This is a genomic window from Prevotella sp. P5-92 (assembly GCF_002251245.1).
Classification (GTDB): Bacteria; Bacteroidota; Bacteroidia; order Bacteroidales; family Bacteroidaceae; genus Prevotella.
The window spans coordinates 1-383 of sequence record NZ_NPJG01000102.1 but is presented as its reverse complement, the minus strand read 5'-3'; the positions used below and the strand labels follow the sequence as shown (position 1 = coordinate 383).

The 383-nt window shown below is 52.0% G+C and carries 1 pseudogene; it reads right to left on the bottom strand.

Annotated elements, in window-relative coordinates:
- Positions 1-226, bottom strand: a pseudogene (locus tag CIK99_RS15605) (DDE transposase); the annotation flags it as partial.
- Positions 227-383: the final 157 nt, after the last annotated feature.

Below are 383 nucleotides of genomic sequence, written 5' to 3'. Positions count from 1 at the left end.
CTTCCTTCAGGATCTTCCCCAGCAGGTTTAACAGCCGGCGGATAATCCTGCGCTGTTGTGACTTCTTGTGTTTGCGCTGCTTCACATACTCCATGTTCGCCTTCTCCACGTCAAGGTACTTCGTCCTCGGGCGGTGGATGCCAAGACGCTGACAGGCATCACACATCATACGATATGACTTCCCAACGCATTCCCACAGCAGCTTCTGGTCCGTCGGATACCGCATCTCGCTCTCATAGCATGTCGCATCTGTGTGGAATGTATCAAGCTCTTTCATGTACGGTTTCCATGCATCCGCGAGTATGTTCTGCTGTTGCTGGATCTTCAGCTTGTCAGAAAGCTCGGACGTGATGTCATCTATCAGCTTGTAGTTCGTCAGGGGG